The following is a 19915-nucleotide window of genomic DNA, read 5'->3' as shown; positions in this document are numbered from 1 at the left end:
CTCTCCGTCAAGACTGTTGCCAGTTCCGTAGGGTCACCGGGGAACCCCGGGGCGTCGCCCCGGCGGACCGGCGACCGCCGGGACCCGTAGAGTCTCGCCGTGATCGAGATCGGCGCCCGGATCGACCTGCCCCATCCCACCGGCCGGGTCTGGCGCGCGTTGACGGACCCGACGCTGCTGGCCCGCTGGTACACCGAGGTCGAGCCCGCCGCCGGCCGGCCGGGCCGGCTGCTGCTCTACACGGCGGGGCTGCCCGGCTTCGACGCCGCCGTCGACGCGCAGGTGACCGAGCGGCGGGAGCCGGACGCCATCGCCCTGCGCTGCCAGGAGGCCGGCCGGCGTACGCTGCTGAGCTGCGCCGTCACCCCCACCGCCGAGGGTTGCCGGCTGACGGTCCACGAAACCCTCGAACACGGTTCCTGGCCCGTTGAGCAACGCGTGCGCCGCGAGCAGTTCTACCAGCAGGCGCTCACCGGCCGGCTGCCCGCCATCCTCGACTGGCTGGCCTTCCAGCAGGTCGACCTGCTCCGCGACCAGGGCCCGCCGACGGCCGAGATGCCGATCGTCGAGACGCCCGGCGACGCGGCCCCGCCGCGACGTCGCCGCCGCACCGCGCTGGTCGCGGCGCTCGGCGGCGGCGTGCTGGTCACCGGGCTGGCGACGTGGGTGCTGCTGCCGTCGGACCCGGACCGCGCCGCCGCCCCGGAGCCGGCGACCGTCCCGCCCGTCGCGACCACCGCCGCCACCAGCGGTCCGCCCCGGGCCACGCCGACCGCGCGGCCCACCCCCGGCGCCAGCCGGAGCAGCGCCCGCCCGAGCCGCTCCGCCTCGCCCACGCCGTCGCGGACGGCCACCCCGTCACCGGCGCCGCAGGCGCCCCTGGCCGCCCGGTACGAGACCGTGGCGACCCGGATCTTCGGCTACACCGGCGAGGTGGTGGTCGACAACGCGGCCGGCGCGGCGGCCCGCGACTGGACGGTGGTGCTCAGCCTGCCCTCGGGCAGCACGATCGGCGACGTCGAGGGCGGCGAATGGCAGCAGGACGGCCGGTCCGTCACGATCACCGGGCCGGCCGTGCCGGCCGGCGGATCGCAGACCGTCCGGTTCGACGTCCGCGACGCCGACCCGTTCGTCAAGGCGCCCGAGGCGTGCGCGGTGGCCGACACCCCGTGCGCCGGCCTGTGAGGCCCGCCGGGTCGGGTCAGCGGAAGGGCCGGCCCCGGCCCAGCGCGTCGGCGTACCCCCAGCGGCCCCGGATGTCGAGCAGCTCGATCTGGCCCATCTCCTCCGGCACCCCGGCGTCGATCGCCAGGTGGTCGTCGTGCGGTTCGAGGCCGAGCAGGGCGCGCAGCAGCAGCAGCGGCGCCCCGGCGGAGGGGGCGTACGGGCTGTCGGTGAAGTGGTGCGGCACGGGGACGCGGGTGACGGCCCGGTCGTAGCCGGCGAAGTACGGGGGCAGCGCGCCCTGGAAGTGCTGTCCCGCCTCCAGCAGCGCCAGCGCGATCCGGGCGGCCTCCTGCCGGAAGCCGTAGCGACGCAACCCCCAGACGATGAGGGAGTTGTCCGCCGGCCAGATCGCGCCGGTGTGGTGACCCAGTGGGTTGAACTGCTCCTCGGTGCTGGCCAGGGTCCGCACCCCCCAGCCGGAGAACAGCGCCGGCCCGAGCAGGTGGCCCACCAGGCGCTCGGCGCGTTCGGGCGCGACGATCCCGCTCCACAGCAGGTGCCCGACGTTGGACGCCAGCGCGTCGACCCGCTGGCCGTCGGCCTGCAACGCCAGCGCGTAGCAGCCCCGCTCGGGCAGCCAGAAGTCCCGGTCGAACCGCTCCCGCAACGCGGCGGCGTCCCGTTCGAGCCGGTCGGCGTAGACCGGGTCGTTCCAGAACAGCCGGGCCATCCGGGCCGCCCGCAGCCGGGCGTCGTAGGCGTACCCCTGGATCTCGCAGATCGCCTGCGGAAAGGTGGCGAGCCGGCCGTCGCGGAAGCAGACGGCCTGCACCGAGTTGCGCCAGCTCTCGTTGACCGGCCCGGCCCGGCGCTGCCGGCGGGTGGACCAGACGTAGCCGTCGCCGGCCACGTCGGCGTAGTCGTCGAGCCAGGCGATGGCGGCGCGGACCTCGAACTCGTAGCGGCGGACCAGCTCGGCGTCGCCGGTCCAGCGTTCGTACTCGTCGAGCAGGATGACGAACAGCGGGGTGGTGTCGGCGGCGGAAAAGTCGGTCGCGTCGGGGGTGTCGGCGAAGGCGGCCGACTCACCGTACCGGCTCTCCTGGACGATCCGGCCCGGCTGCTCGCCGCGGAACGGGTCGATCCGGGCACCCTGGCTCAGCGCCAAGATCCGCAGCGTGCTGACGGCCCGGTGCGGCAGGAACGGCAGCACCTGGAGGCTGCTGACCAGGCTCTCCCGGCCGAGCAGGGTCATCGACCAGGGCAGCCCGGTGGCGGGCAGCCGGTCGCGGTAGTTGAGGCCCTGGTAGTACAGGGCGGCGAGGTCGAGCACGCTGCGCCGGTACGCCTCGGCCAACGGCCCGTGGTCGGCGCGCAGCTCGGGCACCCCGGCGACGATGTCGTCGATCTCCCGGCCGGCCTCGGCGCGGGACCGGTGGGTGGAGCTGCGCAGCCGTTCCCGCAGGTCGCGCCGGCGCAGGTCCCGCACGAGGGTCAGCACGCGCAGCCGGACCGTCCAGGTGTCGTGCGGGTCGACGGAGACGGTGAAGGTGAATCCGCGCTCGTCGACGTGGGCGGGCGCGCTGGCGCAGACGACCGTCTCGCGGTGCAGGGTGTGTCTGCGGTAGTGCAGCCGCAGCGAGCTGTCGTCGACCGTGGTGGTCACCTCGCGCTCCCGCCGCAGGCCGTCGCGGATGTCCTGCACCTCGGCGAAGTCCGCCCCGACGTCCAGGCGGACGGTGTACCGCACGGGCTCCGCCCCGTAGTTGAAGAGGGTGACCTCCTCCTCGAAGGTCTCCCCCAGCGAGCGGTGCCGCAGGATCGACGTGGTGGCGTTGACGTAGTGCGTGGGCTGGCCGGGCACCAGGGCGAACTTCGACTCGAAGGAGCGCACGTCGTCGATCGACAGTTCGGTGAGTTGTTCGCCGTCGAGGCTCAGCCGCCAGGTCGACAGGAAGCGGGTGTCGAAGAAGAAGAGGCCGAGCGGGGTGACCGGTTCGGCCGCGACGTCGCCGTTGCGAGAGCTGATCATGAACATGTTGCCGTAGAAGATGCTGGTCGTGTCGTGCGACCCGACGCCGTCGTGCTCGACGCCGGGCCGGACGTCGGCGATCGGCTCGGTGGCGCCGCTGTCGGCGTGGATCGGCAGCAGCCGGCGGAACACCAGGAACAACGGCAGGTCGCCCTCGACGGACACCACGCCGCGAAAGAGCATCGCCACGCTGTGGTCGGCGCCGGCGACCAACCGTTCGAACGTCTCGGGCCGCATCTCCACCAGGCAGTCCGGGTCGTGGCCGCGGCTGTCCACCCGCGCCCGCCCGCCGTCGAGGGTGACGAACCAGGTGCTGGCCGGCCCGTCGTCGGTGACGAAGCGGAAGGCGATGAGCCCGGCGGGCGTGGTGGGCAGTCGGCCCCGGGAGGCCTCCGGGAGGCCGGCGAAAAACCGGTCGATCTCCGCGCTCACGGGGTGCTCCTGTCGCCACGCACCCGCACACCCCTTTCGCTATAGCCGACGAAACGGATGTAATGGCATGAAGGCCACAGTACGCTATGGCGGCCCGCGACGGCCGCGCTTCAGTGGAACGAGAACCCTCCACCCACCCACCGCCCGGGAGGGCCGATGACAGACCGACACACCGCCGCCGGGATGCGCTACTGGACGTACGGGCGCGGCCGGCGCGACACGTTCCTGCTGGTGCACGGCTGGTGCTGCGACCACCGGTTCATGGAGCCGATCGCCCGACACCTGGCCGGCCGACCCGCCCGCGTGATCGCGGTCGACATGCCGGGGCACGGGGAGAGCCCGCCACCAGCCGAGGGCTACGGCGTGGAGCAGCTCGCCGCCCGGCTCCGGGCCCTGGTCGCCGAGCTCGACCTGCGGCGGGTCGTCGTGATCGGGCACAGCCTGGGCGGGGTCTGGTCGCTCGCCGCCGCCGCCGGCGACCGGGAGCGCTTCGCCGGCCTGGTCATGCTCGACTCCGCGGTGGCCGGGCCGCCGGGCGCCGCCGCCGCGATCGAGGAGGTCGCCCGGTCGCTGCGCGACGACACCTCCGGCGCGGCCCGGGAGGCGATCGTCCGGTCGTACTTCCTGCCGCAGTCCGATCCCCGGCTGGTGGAGTGGGTGGTCGCGGCCATGGCGCGCCCCTCCACCGAGGTCGCGTACGCGCCGATCGCCGCCCTGGCCGCGTACGTCGGCTCCGGCGGCGACGAGGCGGCCCTGACCCGGTGGGACCGCCCGCTGCTTTTGGTCGGCAGCAACGCGCCGTTCGCCGACTACGCCCGGCTCGCCCGGCTGGCCCCGCAGGCGAACATCGGCCAGGCCGCCGGCTCGGGCCACTTCGTGCAGCTCGAGGTGCCGGACCAGGTCAACGCGATGATCGACCGGCACCTCGAGCTCACCGGCTGAGCACCCGCTGACGGGGCGGGCCGGCCCGCCCCGTCAGCGGGAGTAGTACTCGACGACGAGCTGCTCCTCGCAGATCACCGGCACCTCGGCCCGCCGGGGCAGCCGGGTGAGCCGGGCGGCGAGACCCGCCAGGTCGACGTCGAGGTACGGCGCGGGCCGGTGCGGGGCGTGCGCTCCCGCGGCGGCGAGCAGGAACGGCGCCTTGCCCCGGCTGCGCGCGGCCACCGCGATCTCGTCGCCGGGGCGCAGCCGCGCCGACGGGCGGTCCACCCGCCGGCCGTTGACGGTCAGGTGCTGGTGGGTGACGAGCTGCCGCGCCTGGTAGATGGTGCGGGCGAACCCCGCGCGCAGCACGAGGGCGTCGAGCCGGGTCTCCAGGTCGACCACGAGTTCCTCGCCGGTCTTGCCCGGCCGGCGCGCCGCCCGGTCGAACGCGCGCCGCAGCTGCCCCTCCCGCAGGTCGTACTGCGCCTTGAGGCGCTGCTTCTCCACCAGCCGGACCTTGTAGTCGCTGTCCTTGGTCCGGGCCCGGCCGTGGTCACCGGGCGGGAACGGGCGGCGCTCGACGTACCGCACGCACTTGGGGGTCAGGGCGATGCCGAGGCGGCGCGACCGCTTGGCCTTGGGGCGGGACTGATTCATCATCTGCCTCTCAGGTAAGGTAAGGCTAACCTAATAGGAGGTGCAGATGTCGGGCAACATCCCCCCGGTCGCCGTCGCGGTGGCCGCCGGCACACCGGCCGAGCAGCTGCGTACCCTGCTCGTGGCCGCCGACTCGGTGACGCTGCTGACCCCGACGCACCGGGCCGAGCTCACCGGCCGGCACCGCGTCGGCCCCGACGGCCGGGTCCGCGTCGAGGTGCCGGCCGACTCCGGCGCGGCCCACGAGCTGGCCCGGGAGGGGGACCTGCCCGCCGTCGTCCACGTGACGGACCTCGCCCCGATCCCGATGCCCGACCGGGTACGCGGCCGGGCCACCCTCACCGGCTGGCTGACCGTCGAGGGGCTGCGCGGCCGACGGCCCGACCTTGTCGCGGTGCTGCACCTCGCCACGGCCGGGATCACCGACACCGACGGCACCGCCCCGGTCGACCCGGACGCGTTCGCCACGGCCCGGCCCGACCCGATCGCCCCCGCCGAGACGGAGCTGCTGCGCCGCCTCGACGCCGACGCCCGCACCGTGGAGCAGCTCACCGGGCTGCTTCCCGCGCGGCTGCGGCAGGCCGACGCCCGGATCCACCTGCTGCGGCTGGACCGCGCCGGCATCGTCCTACGGGTGCAGTCCCCCGCCGGGTCCGCCGCGGGTCCGCACGACGTACGACTGCCCTTCGCCCGGCCGATGCGCGACCCGGACCAGCTCGGCGCGCGCATCGACGCGCTGCTCGGCCGGCCACCGCGCCGCGTGTCCCGCGCCGGGCGCTGAGGGCCCGCGCCCGACCGGCCGGTGGCGGGCGTCGGTCATGCTCGAAGGGTGATTCGCTTTCTGCTGAACGTGTTGTGGCTCGTCTTCGGCGGCGGGATCGTGCTGGCCGTCGGGTACGGGATCGCGGCGCTGATCTGCTTCGTGCTGGTCGTCACGATCCCGTTCGGCGTCGCGTCGCTGCGCCTGGCCAGCTACTCCCTGTGGCCGTTCGGCCGGACGGTGGTGCCCAAGCCGGGCGCGGGCGTCGGCTCCGGGCTGGCCAACGTGCTGTGGGTGGTGCTCGCCGGCTGGTGGCTGGCCCTGTCCCACATCGTCGCCGGCGTCGCCCTCTGCGTCACGATCATCGGCATCCCGTTCGGGATCGCCAACTTCAAGCTCGTCCCCGCCGCGTTCTGGCCCCTGGGGCGGGAGGTCGTCGACGCGCCGTAGCCCGCCGGCTGTCGGTGCCGGCCGGTACGTTCCCCGGCATGGCCAACCTCTCGTACCTCTTCGTCACCGACCACGACGGCATCTGCCCCGCCTGGGCGGGGGTCCCCGGCGTCGCGGAGCAGGTCCTCGCCGAGGACGTGGCGGCCGTGCCGCTGCTGTGGCTGGCCATGTTCCGGCCGGGTGACCTGGTGACGGCCACGTTCCCGTCCGACGACGAGGACGAGGGCGACGTGGCGGTCACCGCCCCGATCGCGCCCCGCCGGCGGGCCCTCGACCAGCTCGACGCCGCGCTGCCGGCCCTGGCCCGGATCTTCGCCGCGGAGGGGCCGCTGCACGAGCACGCCGCGCTGCTGCGCGCGGGCGTGGCGGCCATGCCGGGCCGGTTCGTCACCGTCGATCCTTACGAGATCGCCGTGCTGGTCGACGAGCGGGAGTTCTACGACACCCTGCGCGCCGGGCTGGCCGCCCTGGACCAGCCCGACGATCCCGCCGCCGCCCGGCGGCACCTGACCGACCTGGCGCAGCTGCGCGCCGGCCGACCGTTCCCGCCGGCCCGGCTGGTGCTGGACCAGCTCCCCGCCGCCGAGGACGACTGGTGGAACCACGGCCGCCTGCTCGGGGCAGGCGTGCGGGGTCCGGCGCCGTGGGAACGTGAGGCCGCCGAGCCGGCGGTTCGGGGATGACCCGCGGCGTCGGGCCCCGGATCAGGGGCGGTAGCGGTAGCCCATGCCCGGCTCGGTGATCAGGTGCCGGGGCCGGGCCGGGTCGTCCTCCAGCTTGCGCCGCAGTTGGGCCATGTACTGGCGCAGATAGTTGGTCTCGTTCTGGTATTCCGGGCCCCACACGTCGTGCAGCAGCTGCCGCTGGCTGACCAGCTTGCCGGGATGGCGCAGCAGCTTGTCGAGCACGGCCCACTGGGTGGGGGTGAGCCGCACCGGCGCGCCGTCGTCGCGGGTGACGGTGCGGTCGACCAGGTCGACCGTGTGCCGCCCCACCCGGGGGGCCGGGGTCGCGCCGTCCGCCGACGGCGCGGCGAGACGGCGGGTGACGGCGCGGATGCGGGCGAGCAGTTCGTCGACGCCGAAGGGTTTGGTGACATAGTCGTCGGCACCCGCGTCGAGGGCGGCGACCTTGTCCTCGCTGCCGGCCCGGCCCGACAGCACGATGATCGGCACGCTCGTCCACCCGCGCAGGCCCCGGATCACCTCCACGCCGTCGAGGTCGGGCAGCCCGAGGTCCAGCACCACCAGATCCGGCGGGTGCGCGGCGGCGGCCTTCAACGCGGCCGTGCCGGTCTCGGCGACCCGCACCTCGTAGCCGCGGGCGCGCAGGTTGATCCGCAGGGCGCGCAGGATCTGGGGTTCGTCGTCGACGACGAGGATGCGGCTCATTCCTGCGGCCCCTCCGGCTCCCGCTGCGCTTGCGGCCCGTGCCGCTCCCCCGCCTCCGGCGGCCCGTGCGGCTCCTCCGCCTCCGGCGGACCGGGGCGGCCCGGCGGACCGGCGGCGGGCAGGCGCAGCACCATGGTCAGCCCTCCGCCGGGGGTGGTCTCGGGGGTGATGGTGCCACCCATGGCCTCGACGAGGCCGCGGGACAGGGCGAGGCCGAGGCCCACCCCGGTCTGGTTGTCCCGGTCGCCGAGGCGCTGGAACGGCAGGAAGACGTGCTCCCACTGGTCGGCCGGGATGCCGGGGCCGGTGTCGACCACCCGCAGCTCGACCTGGCCGGCGTGGGCGCTGGCGGCGATGGTAGGCGGCCGGCCGGGCGGGCTGTGCCGCAGGGCGTTGGCGACGACGTTGACCAGCACGCGTTCCAGCAGCCCGGGATCGGCCAACGCGGCGGGCAGGTCCGCGGGGAGGTCGGTGCCGACGTCGGCGGCGGCCGGGCCGAGCTCGTCCAGTGCCCGGGGCACCACGTCCTCCAGCCCGACCGCGGTGGCGGTGACGCCGAGCGCGCCAGCCTGCAACCGGCTCATGTCCAGCAGGTTCGCCACCAGGCGACCCAGCCGGTCGAGAGACTCGTCGGCGGTGGCGAGCAGCTCCTCGCGGTCGTCGGCGTCGAACTCGACGTCGGGGCTGCGCAGGCTGCTCACCGCCGCCTTCGCCGACGCCAGGGGCGTACGCAGGTCGTGGCTGACCGCGGCGAGCAGCGCGGTGCGCATCCGGTCGGCCTCCGCGAGGGGCCCGGCGGCGGCCGCCGCGACGGCGAGGCGTTCCTGCCGCAGCGCGACGGCGGCCTGGGCGGCGAACGCCTCGACGACGCGCCGGTCGGCGGCCTCCAGCCGCCGGCCGGACAGCACGACGGTGAGCGTGTCGTCGACGGGCACGGCCGTCTCCCCGGCGTCGGGGCTGCCGGCCGGGGCGTCCCCGACGCTGGCCACCACCCGCCAGGCGGCCCGGTCGCGGGCCCGGTCGGGGCGGCCCCGCGCCTCGGCGACCAGCTCCAGCACGCTGACCGCGCGCAGCGCGAACGTCTCGCGCAGCCGGTCCAGCAGGGCCGGCAGCGGACGCTCGCCGCGCAGCACGCCGCCGGCCACGGTGGCGAGGGTCTGCGCGTCGGCGGAGGCCCGGGCGGCCTCCCGGGTGCGCCGGGCGGCAACGTCGACGACCCAGCTCACGGCGACGGCGACGCCGACGAAGACGCCCAGCGCCAACAGGTTGTCGGCCTCGGCGATGGTCAGCGTGCGGTACGGCGGGGTGAAGAACCAGTTGAGCAGCAGTGATCCGCCGAGGGCGGCGACCAGCGCTGGCCAGAGGCCGCCGACCAGGGCCACCCCCACGACGCCGGCGAGGAACAGCAGGATGTCGTTGGTGAGGGTGAGATCCGGCAGGGTGCGCAGCGCCAGGGTGAGCGCCGGCATGCCGAGCGCCGCGAGGGCGAAGCCGAGCAGCCTGCGCCGCCGCGACAGGGCGGCCGGCGTGGTGGCGGCCCGCCGACCCCGCCCGGCCTCGGGGTGGGTGACCAGGTGCACGTCGATCGGCCCGGACAGGGCGGTGGTGGTGACGCCGACCCCCCGGGAGAACAGCTGGGCGAAGCGGCCCCGCCGGCTCGCGCCGAGCACGAGCTGGGTGGCGTTGACGCCCCGGGCGAAGTCGAGCAGCGCGGCTGGGACGTCCGCGCCGAGCACCTGATGGTAGGTGCCGCCGAGGCCCTCGACGAGGACCCGCTGGCGGGCCAGCCGGGCGGGGTCGGCGCCGGCCAGGCCGTCGCTGCGGGCGACGTGCACGGCCAGCAGGTCCGCGCCCCGGCCCCGGGCGGCGATCCGGGCGGCGCGGCGGATCAGCGTGTCCCCCTCCGGCCCGCCGGTCAGCGCGACGACGACGCGTTCGCGGGCCTCCCAGGTGTCGGAGATGCCCTGCTGGGCGCGGTAGGCACCGAGCTGGTCGTCGACGGTGTCGGCGAGCCAGAGCAGGGCCAGCTCGCGCAGGGCGGTCAGGTTGCCGACCCGGAAGTAGTTGCCGAGGGCGGCGTCGATCCGGTCGGGACCGTAGACGTTGCCGTGGGCCATCCGACGGCGCAGCGCCTCCGGGGTCATGTCGACGAGTTCGACCTGCTCGGCGGCGCGGACCACGGCGTCGGGGACGGTCTCGCGCTGGGTGGTGCCGGTGATCCGGGCGACGACGTCGTTGAGCGACTCGAGGTGCTGGACGTTGACGGTGGTCAGCACGGTGATGCCGGCGTCGAGCAGTTCCCGCACGTCCTGCCAGCGCTTGTCGTGGCGGGAGCCGGGCACGTTCGTGTGGGCCAGCTCGTCGACGACGACGACCTCGGGGCGGCGGGCCAGCACGCCGTCGAGGTCCAGCTCGGTGAACTCCACGCCCCGGTGGGTGAGCACGCGCCGGGGCACCAGTTCGAGGTCGCCGACCATGGCGGCGGTGTGCGGGCGGCCGTGGGTCTCGACCAGCCCGATCACCACGTCGGTGCCGCGCGCGGCCCGCCGTCGGGCCTCTTCGAGCATCGCGTACGTCTTGCCGACGCCGGGCGCGGCCCCGAGGTAGACGCGCAGCTCTCCGGTGGGCACGGCGCTCCTCCTTCCGTGGGTCGACGTGGGTCGGGGCGAATCGTCGGCGGGCCGGCCGGGGCGGGTCGTCGGTGGTCCGCCCCGGCGAGGGTTCAACGAGCGGGCAGCCGCCGGTCGAGGGCGAGGTTCAGCTCCAGCACGTTAACGCCGGGCTCGCCCAGGAAGCCCAGCACCCGGCCGGTGGTGTGCTCGGCCACCAGCCGCCGCACCGCCGCCGGGTCCGCGCCGCGCTCGCGGGCCACCCGGGCGACCTGCAGTTCGGCGTACGCGGGGCTGATGTGCGGGTCGAGGCCGCTGCCGCCGGCGGTGACCGCGTCGGCGGGCACAGCCGGGTCGGCCGGGGCGTCGCCGCGCACGGGGACGATCACCGCCCCGGCCGCGACGTAGTCCTCGCCGGGCCGCGCCAGCTCCACCGCGACGCCCTGCCAGGCCGCCACGAACGGGGTGGCGGGTGCGGTCTGGTTGACGCTGACGACCCGGGTGACCGGGCCGGTGAACCCGTCGCGGTGGAACACGCCGAGGACCGCGCCGACCCCGTCGGCGGTGCAGTACGGCCGCCGCCCGTCCACCCCGTTCAGCGCGCCGACGGCCCGGCTGCGGGCGCAGACCCGGGTGAGCAGGCTCGGCGTCGATTCGGCGGGGTCGGCGGCGAGGGTGTCGACGACGCTCTCCGGGCCGAGGTTGCTCGCCGCCGTGGCGGTGGGATCGTAGCCGTCGCCGGCCGCCGAGGGGCGGGACTGGAAGTAGCGCGGAACGGGGTCGCCGTCGGCGTCGGTGAACGCCTGGCCGATGAGCGCGCTGCCGACGGTGCGGCCGTCGGCGGTGACGGGCGAGCCGTCGGCGCGGGCGTCGAGGCCGGGCAGCCGGCCGGCGGCGACCAGGGCGAGCGGGTACGCGAGGCCGAGCAGGGCGGTGAAGACGAGCAGGGCGCGCAGGGCGGCCAGGTGTTGGGCGAGCCAGGTGGGTGGACGCATCACGAGATCCCCGGGACGAGCTGGACGAGCAGGTCGATGAGCTTGATGCCGACGAACGGCACGACGATGCCGCCGAGGCCGTAGACCAGCAGGTTGCGGCGCAGCAGCGTCGCCGCCGCCGCCGGCCGGTACCGCACGCCGCGCAGGGCCAGTGGGATGAGCGCGACGATGACGATCGCGTTGAAGACGACGGCCGAGAGGATCGCGGACTCCGGGCTGGCCAGCCGCATGACGTTCAGCGTGTCCAGGCCCGGGTGGATGCCGGCGAACATGGCCGGGATGATCGCGAAGTACTTCGCGATGTCGTTGGCGATGGAGAAGGTGGTCAGGGCGCCCCGGGTGATGAGGAGTTGCTTGCCGATCTCGACGATCTCGATGAGCTTGGTCGGGTCGGAGTCGAGGTCGACCATGTTGCCGGCCTCCTTCGCCGCCGACGTGCCGGTGTTCATGGCCACCCCGACGTCGGCCTGGGCGAGGGCGGGTGCGTCGTTGGTGCCGTCGCCGGTCATCGCGACCAGCCGGCCGCCCTCCTGCTCCCGCCTGATCAGGTGGAGCTTGTCCTCCGGCGTGGCCTCGGCGAGGAAGTCGTCGACGCCGGCCTCGTCGGCGATCGCCTTCGCGGTGCGCGGGTTGTCGCCCGTGATCATGACGGTGCGGATGCCCATCCGGCGCATCTCGTCGAAGCGTTCCCGCAGGCCCGACTTGACCACGTCCTTGAGGTGGATCACGCCGAGCGCCCGCGCCGGTTCGCCCTGGACGTGCTCGGCCACCACGAGCGGGGTGCCGCCGAGCCCGCTGATCTCGTCGACCACCTGGCCGACCTGCTCGGTGGGGTGGCCGCCGTGCTCACGGACCCACTTCAGCACGGCTGTCGCCGCGCCCTTGCGGACCCGCCGGGCGGGGTCGGTGGCGTCGCCGGCCGGGGTGAGGTCGACGCCGCTCATCCGGGCCTGGGCGGTGAACGGCACGAACGCGGCGTGCGGCACGAGGCCCGGTTCCCGCTCCCGCAGCCCGAACCCGTTCCTGGCGAGGACGACCACGGACCGGCCCTCGGGGGTTTCGTCGGCGAGGCTGGACAGTTGGGCCGCGCCGGCCAGCTCGGCGGCGGTGACCCCGTCGACGGGCAGGAACTCGGCCGCCTGCCGGTTGCCGAGGGTGATGGTGCCGGTCTTGTCCAGCAGCAGGGTGTTCACGTCACCGGCGGCCTCGACGGCCCGGCCGCTCATGGCCAGCACGTTGCGCTGCACCAGGCGGTCCATGCCGGCGATGCCGATCGCCGAGAGCAGCGCGCCGATGGTGGTGGGGATGAGGCAGACCAGCAGCGCCACCAGGACCACGCCGCTGACGCCGGCGTCGGTGATCGCGCCGGTGTCCGGTGCCGCGCCCTGGTAGCCCTTCGAGAAGACGGCGAGGGGCTGGAGTGTGACCACGGCCAGCAGGAAGATGACGGTGAGCGCGGCGAGCAGGATGTTGAGGGCGATCTCGTTCGGCGTCTTCTGCCGGTTCGCGCCCTCGACCAGGGCGATCATCCGGTCGATGAAACTTTCCCCCGGCCGCTGGGTGATCCGCACGACGATCCGGTCGGAGAGCACCCTGGTGCCACCGGTGACGGCGCTGCGGTCGCCACCGGACTCCCGGATGACGGGGGCGGACTCGCCGGTGATGGCCGACTCGTCGACGCTGGCGATGCCCTCGACGACGTCGCCGTCGCCGGGGATGATCCCGCCGGCGCAGATGAGCACGACGTCGCCCTGCCGCAGCTCTGGCGCGGGCACGGCCTCGTCCCGGTAGGTGTTGGCAGGCGCGCCCGGGGTCCAGCCGACCAGCCGGGTGGCGATGGTCTCCTGCTTGGCCCGGCGCAGGGTGGCGGCCTGTGCCTTACCGCGCCCCTCGGCGACCGCCTCGGCGAGGTTGGCGAAGACGACGGTGAGCCAGAGCCAGCCGGTGATGGCCCAGGCGAAGACCGAGGGGTCGGTCGCGGCGAGAACGGTGGTGAAGGCCGCGCCGATCGCCACGATCAGCATCACCGGGTTGTGCCACAGGGTGCGCGGGTCGAGCTTGCGCAGCGCGTCCGGCAGGGCGGCCAGGAGCTGCCCCGGGTCGAGCAGGCCGCCGCCGGCCGGGTTGCCCCGGGTGGCGGGCGTGCCGGCTGTCCCCGCGTCGGCGGTGCCGTGCGGTGCCGGCGTGGACGTTGTCATGTCCTTCTTTCTCATGGTGGTCACAGCCCCTCGGCGAGGGGGCCGAGCGCGAGCGCGGGCAGGAAGGTCAGCGCGACCAGGAGCACCGTGACGCCGACGACCATCCCGACGAACAGCGGCCGGTGGGTCGGCAGGGTTCCCCCGGTGGCGGGGGTGGGCGCCTGGCGGGCCAGGGAGCCGGCCAGGGCGAGCACGAAGATGATCGGCAGGAACCGGCCCAGGAGCATGCACAGGCCCAGGGCGGTGTTCCACCACGGGGTGCCGACCGTGAGGCCGGCGAACGCGGAGCCGTTGTTGTTGCTCGCCGAGGTGACCGCGTACAGCACCTCGGACAGGCCGTGCTGGCCGACGTTGAGGGCCGTGGAGTTGTTGCCGGTGGCGAACGCCGCCGCCGTCCCGGCCAGCACCAGCGCCGGGGTGACCAGGAAGAACAGCGACGCGAGCTTGATCTCCCGCGCACCGATCTTCTTACCCACGTACTCCGGGGTCCGGCCGACCATCAGGCCGGCCACGAAGACGGTGAGCACGGCGAGGACCAGCATCCCGTAGAGGCCGGAGCCGACACCCCCGGGAGCCACCTCGCCGAGCATCATGTTGACCAGCGGCAGCATCCCCCCGAGGGCGGTGTACGAGTCGTGGGACGAGTTCACCGCGCCGGTGGAGGTGAGGGTCGTCGCGGCGGCGAAGGTCGCCGAGCCCGGCACCCCGAAGCGCACCTCCTTGCCCTCCAGCGCCGCGCCGACCGCCTGCGGCACCGTGCCGTGGCCGGCGAGTTCGAAGACGTTGGTCAGGGCGACGCTCGCCGCCGCCAGGATCGCCATGACCGCGGCGATCGCGTAGCCCTGCCGGTGCTGGCCGACCATCCGGCCGAACACCCGGGGCAGGCTGAACGGGATCACCAGGAGCAGGAAGACCTGCAGCCAGTTCGTCCAGGCGGTCGGGTTCTCGAACGGGTGGGCGCTGTTGGCGTTGAAGAAGCCGCCGCCGTTGGTGCCCAGTTCCTTGATCGCCTCCTGGCTGGCCACGGGCCCGCCGGTGAGCGTCTGGGTCCCGCCGCTGAGCGTGGTGACGTCGGTGCCGGCGGACAGGTTCTGCACCACGCCGCCGAGCATCAGCGCGAGCGCCCCGAGCACCGCCACGGGCAGCAGGACCCGCAGCGTGATCCGGGTCAGGTCGACCCAGAAGTTGCCCAGCTCGTCGGCGCGGGCGCGGGCGAACCCACGGACCAGGGCGACCGCGACGGCGATGCCGACGGCGGCGGAGACGAAGTTCTGCACCGCCAGCCCGGCCATCTGCACCAGGTGCCCCATGGTCGACTCGCCCGAATACCACTGCCAGTTCGTGTTGGTCACGAACGACACCGCGGTGTTCCACGCCCCGTGCGGCACCACCGGGGCGAAGCCGAGGGACAGCCACAGGTGGTTCTGCACGCGCTGGAACGCGTACAGGAACAGGATCGACACCACGGAGAAGGCGAGCACCGCGCGGGCGTACACGCCCCAGCTCTGCCCGGCGGCCGGGTCGACGCCGACCAGCCGGTAGACGATCCGCTCGACGCGGGTGTGCCGGGTGCCCGCCACCACGCGGTACAGGTGGTCGCCGAACGGCTTGTGGACGGCGACCAGGGCCGCCACGAGCGAGAGTGCGAACAGCACGCCGGCTGTCGTCGTGGTCATCAGAACCGCTCCGGGAACAGCAGGGCGATCACCAGGAACACGCCCAGGCCGATCGCCAGCAGCAGGCCGACGGCGTCGACGGCGCTCACAGCCTCTCCACGCCCCTCACCACGAGGGCGAGCGCCGCGAACAGCGCCGCCGTCACCAGCACGTACACCAGGTCGGACACGGTCGGTTCCTCCTACCGGACACGGTCGTCGCGACCGGGGCCGGTCGCCGGGCCATCACAACCCGCTGCACGGCCCGGGGACAGGGGCCATAACGCGACCGTGACGGCGACGGGCCGTTTCTTGACGCCGTTTTCACGCGGACCGGCCGCGGCCGTGAGCGCGGTCACCCCGCCGGCCGCCCCCGTCGGGACCGGGCGGGCCCGGACGCGCCGGGTGGTCGCCCGGTGCCGCAGCGCGACGGGACGCGCGTCGGCGGGGCGAGAAGGGGCTCCGGAGGTACTTCCCGGTAACCCGGCTATTGACCGGTTTTCATCGGCCGGCAATACTCGCCCGTGTTAGCGCTCACATGCAGGGCCGTCCGACCGGGGCGCGGCGCGTCGGGCCCCGGCCACGGCACGCCGGGGCGGTGCCGATGTCCAGGAGGCACACATGTTCCGACCACACCCACTGCTCGGCCTCGCGGCGGCCGCACTGGTGGCCACCACCGTCGCCACCGCCGCGCCCGGCCTGGCCAGGACGCCGGCCCCCGAGCCCGAATACACCATCACCGTCGACCCGGCCGCCGCCGGCACCCCGATCAGCGACTCCATGTACGGGGTGTTCTTCGAGGACATCAACTTCGCCGCCGACGGCGGGCTCTACGCCGAACTGGTCCGCAACCGCTCCTTCGAGTTCGGCCCGGCCGACAACCGCTCCTACACGCCGCTGACCGGCTGGACGTCCACCGCCGACGCCGGCGGCGCCGGCACCGCGTCCACGGCGGACGACGCCGCCCGGCTGCACCAGCGCAACCGCACCTACCTGCGCCTCGACCTCGCCAACACCGGCGACGGCCGGTACGGCGTGACGAACGCGGGCTACAACACCGGGATCGCGCTGCGCGCCGGCGGCGCGTACGACTTCTCGGTCTGGGCCCGCACCGACGCCGCCGCCGGGACCCCCCTGACCGTCACCCTGCACGACGCGGCGGGCCGGCCGCTCGCCGCGCCCCTGAGGCGTGCCGTGCGCGGCGACGGCTGGACGCGGTACACCGGGACGCTGAAGGCGACCCGCACCACCGACGCCGGCCGGCTGTCCGTGCGCGCGGGCGGCACCGGCGTCCTGCGGCTGGACATGGTCTCGCTGTTCCCCCGCGACACCTTCCGCCAGCGCCCGAACGGCCTGCGCCGCGACCTCGCCGAGAAGATCGCGGCGCTGAAGCCCGGCTTCGTCCGCTTCCCCGGCGGCTGCCTGGTCAACACCGGCAGCATGTCCGGCTACGACGCCGCCTCGAACTGGCCCCGGGCCCGCTCCTACCAGTGGAAGGACACGGTCGGCCCGGTCGAGACCCGCGCCACCAACGCCAACTTCTGGGGCTACAACCAGTCCTACGGCCTGGGCTACTACGAATACTTCCAGTTCGCCGAGGACATCGGCGCGATGCCGCTGCCCGTCGTGCCCGCCCTGGTCACCGGCTGCGGCCAGAACCAGGCGACCGTCGACGAGGCGCTGCTGCAACGCCACATCGCCGACACCCTCGACCTGATCGAGTTCGCCAACGGCCCGACCAGCTCCACCTGGGGCCGCCTGCGCGCCTCGATGGGGCACCCCAGGCCGTTCGGCCTGACCCACCTCGCCGTCGGCAACGAGGAGAACCTGCCGGACGCGTACTTCGCCAACTTCCAGAAGTTCCGCGCGGCGATCGAGGCGGCGCACCCGGGGATCACCGTGATCGGCAACTCCGGCCCCGACGACGCCGGCGGCACCTTCGACCGGCTCTGGCAGCTCAACCGGGACGCCGGCGTCGCCATGGTCGACGAGCACTACTACAACAGCCCGGCGTGGTTCCTGCAGAACAACACCCGCTACGACTCCTACGACCGCGCCGGCCCGAAGGTCTTCCTCGGCGAGTACGCCTCGCAGGGCAACAAGCTGGCCAACTCGCTGGCCGAGGCGTCGTACCTGACCGGCCTGGAACGCAACGCCGACGTGGTGCGGATGGCCTCGTACGCGCCCCTGCTGGCCAACGTGGACAACGTCCAGTGGCGGCCCGACCTGATCTGGTTCGACAACGACGAGTCGTGGGGCTCCACCAGCTACCAGGTGCAGAAGCTGTTCATGAACAACGTCGGCGACCGGACCGTGCCGAGCCGGGTCACCGGTCCGTCCACGGCGCCGGCGCCGATCACCGGCGGGGTCGGGCTGTCGACCTGGGCCACCTCGGCCACGTACGACGACGTGCGGGTGACCGCCCCCGACGGCACCGTGCTCTTCGCCGACGACTTCTCCGCCGGGGCGGGCGCCTGGACGCCGCTGGCGAACCGGGGCGCCTGGTCGGTGGTCGACGGCGCGTACACCCAGTCGGACACCGGCGCGCAGGACACCCTGGTCAGGGCCGCCGACGTCACGGCCAGCGACTACGACCTGACGCTCAGGGCCCGCAAGAACGCCGGCGCGGAGGGCTTCCTCATCGCGTTCGGGGTGAAGGACTCCGGCAACTTCTACTGGTGGAACCTCGGCGGCTGGAACAACACCCAGGGCGCGGTGGAGAAGGCCACCAACGGGGCAAAGGAGACCCTGCTCGCCAAGCCGAACCGGATCACCACCGGCACCACGTACGACGTGCGGGTGCAGGTGCGCGGCACGAAGGTCACCCTGTTCCTCGACGGCCAGGAGTGGGCCAGCTTCACCGACGACCGGGTCACCCGCACGTTCACGCAGGTCGTCACCCGCGACGACGCCACCGGCGAGCTGATCGTGAAGGTGGTCAACGCCCAGGACAGGCCCGCCGTGACCCGGGTGGACCTGGGCGGGCTGCGGGTGCGCGACCGGGCCCGGATGACCGTGATCACCGGCGACCCGGGCGAACAGAACACCCGCTCGGCCGAGCCGATCCAGCCGGTAACCCGGACCGTCGGCGGCATCGCCGGCACGTTCACCCGCACCTTCGCGCCGAACTCCGTCACCTTCCTGCGCATCCGGACCAAGTGAGGTAGCCACGATGACGTACCCGATGAGCCGACGTGTCCTGCTGCGCGGCGGGCTGGGCGTGGCGGCGACCGGCATGGTCGCCGGGCTGTCCTCCGCGGCCACCGCCGGCCCCCGGCCGGGCGTGGCCCGCACCGACGCCGAGGTCTACGGCGTCACCACCGTCGACCCGCTGATCACCCAGCGCGCCGACCCGTTCATCACCCGGCCGGTCGCCGGGACGTACTACTTCACCGGCTCCGTGCCGGAGTACGACCGGATCGTCGTGCGGGGCGCGTCCACCATCGCCGGCCTGGCCACCGCGGCCGAGTCCGTGATCTGGCGGCGGCCCGCCAGCGGACGGATGGCCGGGCACATCTGGGCACCGGAGCTGCACCGCATCGACGGGCGGTGGTACGTCTACTTCGCCGCCGGCGACTCCGACAACGTGTTCCGCATCCGGATGTACGTGCTGGAGTCGGGGCTGGCCGACCCGCGCGACCCCGCCGGGTGGACGCTGCGCGGCCAGATCGCCACGGAGTGGGACGACTTCTCCCTCGACGCGACCACCTTCGCGCACGCCGGGCGGCGCTACCTGGTGTGGGCGCAGGCCGAGCCGGAGATCGCGGTCAACACCAGCCTGTACATCGCCGAGATGAACACGCCGTGGTCCATCCGCACCAAGCCGGTGCGCATCGCCACCCCGACGCGGGCGTGGGAGACGCAGGGCTTCGCGGTCAACGAGGGCCCGGCGGTGCTCGTACGCAACGGGCGGGTGTTCCTGACCTTCTCCGCCAGCGCCACGGACGCCCGCTACTGCATGGGCCTGCTGACCGCCGACGCGGGCGCGAACCTGCTGGACAACCGGTCGTGGGTGAAGACCCCCGACCCGGTCTTCGCCACCTGGGAGCAGACCCGGCGGTACGGCCCGGGGCACAACTCGTTCACCGTCGCCGAGGACGGGGTGACCGACGTCCTCGTCTACCACGCCCGCGACTACCGCGACATCACCGGCGACCCGCTCTACGACCCCAACCGGCACACCCGGGTGCAGCGGCTGTACTGGCACGGCGACGGCTCGCCGCTGTTCGGGGTGCCCGTGGGCGAGGGCGGCCCGATCGTGCGTCTGTCCCCCGCCGACGCCCGCACCGCGTACGTGCGGCACTGGGAGTACGTGCTGCGGGTCGACTCCGGCGTGCGCGAGCTGGCCGACACCCAGTTCCGGTTCGTGCCGGGGCTGGCCGGCGCGGGCACCGAGTCGCTGCGGTCGGTCAACTTCCCCGACCGGTACGTCCGCGTCGTCGACGGGACCGTCCAGATCGTCCCGGTGGCGGCCGGCAGCCCCGAGGCGACCTCGGCGAGCTTCCGTCGGGTCCCCCGCGACGGTGGCGGGATCTCCCTCCAGCTCGCCGGTGACGCCACCGCGTACCTGCGGCACGACCGGGGCCGGCTGATCGTCGGGCCGGCGGCCGGGAACCGGACGACGTTCCTGCTGAGCTGACCGG

General features: G+C 74.2%; 15 protein-coding genes. 7 read left to right on the top strand and 8 right to left on the bottom strand.

Annotated features, from left to right (window positions below):
- Positions 1 to 99: 99 nt before the first annotated feature.
- On the top strand, positions 100 to 1185 hold the full coding sequence (locus ACVMYR_RS25355; RefSeq protein WP_077937864.1) for an SRPBCC family protein: 1086 nt from the start codon (positions 100 to 102) through the stop codon (positions 1183 to 1185).
- 16 nt (positions 1186 to 1201) lie between these two features.
- Here the strand turns inward: ACVMYR_RS25355 and ACVMYR_RS25350 are convergent, their stop codons facing one another.
- Positions 1202 to 3631 (bottom strand): glycogen debranching N-terminal domain-containing protein, encoded by a 2430-nt coding sequence (locus ACVMYR_RS25350; RefSeq protein ID WP_457122943.1) that lies wholly within the window; start codon positions 3629 to 3631, stop codon positions 1202 to 1204.
- Between the two features lie 156 nt (positions 3632 to 3787).
- Here ACVMYR_RS25350 and ACVMYR_RS25345 point away from each other — a divergent pair, with 156 nt between their 5' ends.
- Positions 3788 to 4573, top strand: coding sequence for an alpha/beta fold hydrolase (locus tag ACVMYR_RS25345; RefSeq protein ID WP_457122942.1), 786 nt, complete (start codon positions 3788 to 3790; stop codon positions 4571 to 4573).
- A 33-nt stretch (positions 4574 to 4606) separates the two neighbouring features.
- Here ACVMYR_RS25345 and rpsD read toward each other — a convergent pair whose 3' ends face one another.
- Positions 4607 to 5215 (bottom strand): 30S ribosomal protein S4, encoded by a 609-nt coding sequence (rpsD, locus tag ACVMYR_RS25340; protein WP_353902447.1) that lies wholly within the window; start codon positions 5213 to 5215, stop codon positions 4607 to 4609.
- 46 nt (positions 5216 to 5261) lie between these two features.
- On the opposite strand from rpsD, the gene ACVMYR_RS25335 reads away from it, so the two are divergent.
- From ACVMYR_RS25335 to ACVMYR_RS25325, 3 genes are read left to right on the top strand one after another with little or no spacing between them, the layout of a single operon-like run.
- Positions 5262 to 5996, top strand: a complete 735-nt coding sequence (locus ACVMYR_RS25335; RefSeq protein WP_457122941.1) for a DUF2470 domain-containing protein — start codon at positions 5262 to 5264, stop codon at positions 5994 to 5996.
- Between the two features lie 48 nt (positions 5997 to 6044).
- Positions 6045 to 6425, top strand: coding sequence for a YccF domain-containing protein (locus ACVMYR_RS25330; protein ID WP_043963476.1), 381 nt, complete (start codon positions 6045 to 6047; stop codon positions 6423 to 6425).
- 38 nt (positions 6426 to 6463) lie between these two features.
- Positions 6464 to 7108 (top strand): hypothetical protein, encoded by a 645-nt coding sequence (locus ACVMYR_RS25325; RefSeq protein WP_457122940.1) that lies wholly within the window; start codon positions 6464 to 6466, stop codon positions 7106 to 7108.
- Positions 7109 to 7129: 21 nt separating this feature from the next.
- Here ACVMYR_RS25325 and ACVMYR_RS25320 read toward each other — a convergent pair whose 3' ends face one another.
- The 6 genes from ACVMYR_RS25320 to kdpF form a co-directional block, all read right to left on the bottom strand.
- Entirely contained in the window at positions 7130 to 7816 is a 687-nt protein-coding gene (locus tag ACVMYR_RS25320; RefSeq protein ID WP_091277774.1) for a response regulator, read from the bottom strand.
- Positions 7813 to 10446, bottom strand: a complete 2634-nt coding sequence (locus tag ACVMYR_RS25315; RefSeq protein ID WP_457122939.1) for a DUF4118 domain-containing protein — start codon at positions 10444 to 10446, stop codon at positions 7813 to 7815. Before ACVMYR_RS25315 ends, ACVMYR_RS25320 begins: the two co-directional genes overlap by 4 nt.
- A gap of 92 nt (positions 10447 to 10538) precedes the next feature.
- On the bottom strand, positions 10539 to 11420 hold the full coding sequence (locus ACVMYR_RS25310) for a potassium-transporting ATPase subunit C (protein ID WP_077937856.1): 882 nt from the start codon (positions 11418 to 11420) through the stop codon (positions 10539 to 10541).
- On the bottom strand, positions 11420 to 13618 hold the full coding sequence (kdpB, locus tag ACVMYR_RS25305; RefSeq protein WP_396790770.1) for a potassium-transporting ATPase subunit KdpB: 2199 nt from the start codon (positions 13616 to 13618) through the stop codon (positions 11420 to 11422). The genes ACVMYR_RS25310 and kdpB overlap by 1 nt, the downstream gene beginning before the upstream one ends.
- Before the next feature lie 20 nt (positions 13619 to 13638).
- Positions 13639 to 15294, bottom strand: a complete 1656-nt coding sequence (kdpA, locus tag ACVMYR_RS25300; protein ID WP_457122938.1) for a potassium-transporting ATPase subunit KdpA — start codon at positions 15292 to 15294, stop codon at positions 13639 to 13641.
- The gene (gene kdpF, locus ACVMYR_RS25295) at positions 15294 to 15383 is read right to left on the bottom strand and encodes a K(+)-transporting ATPase subunit F (protein WP_457122937.1); all 90 of its coding nucleotides are present in this window, start codon (positions 15381 to 15383) and stop codon (positions 15294 to 15296) included. Before kdpF ends, kdpA begins: the two co-directional genes overlap by 1 nt.
- Positions 15384 to 15893: 510 nt before the next feature.
- On the opposite strand from kdpF, the gene ACVMYR_RS25290 reads away from it, so the two are divergent.
- Both ACVMYR_RS25290 and ACVMYR_RS25285 read left to right on the top strand, forming a co-directional pair.
- Positions 15894 to 18434: an alpha-L-arabinofuranosidase C-terminal domain-containing protein gene (locus ACVMYR_RS25290; protein ID WP_457122936.1), complete on the top strand. Its 2541-nt coding sequence runs from the start codon at positions 15894 to 15896 to the stop codon at positions 18432 to 18434.
- Between the two features lie 22 nt (positions 18435 to 18456).
- Positions 18457 to 19911, top strand: a complete 1455-nt coding sequence (locus ACVMYR_RS25285) for a family 43 glycosylhydrolase (protein WP_228986805.1) — start codon at positions 18457 to 18459, stop codon at positions 19909 to 19911.
- Positions 19912 to 19915 lie beyond the last annotated feature (4 nt).

The sequence above is a fragment of the Micromonospora sp. PTRAS2 genome (assembly GCF_054052245.1).
Note: the sequence above shows the minus strand (reverse complement) of the source record. Positions and strands in the feature narration are given on the sequence as shown.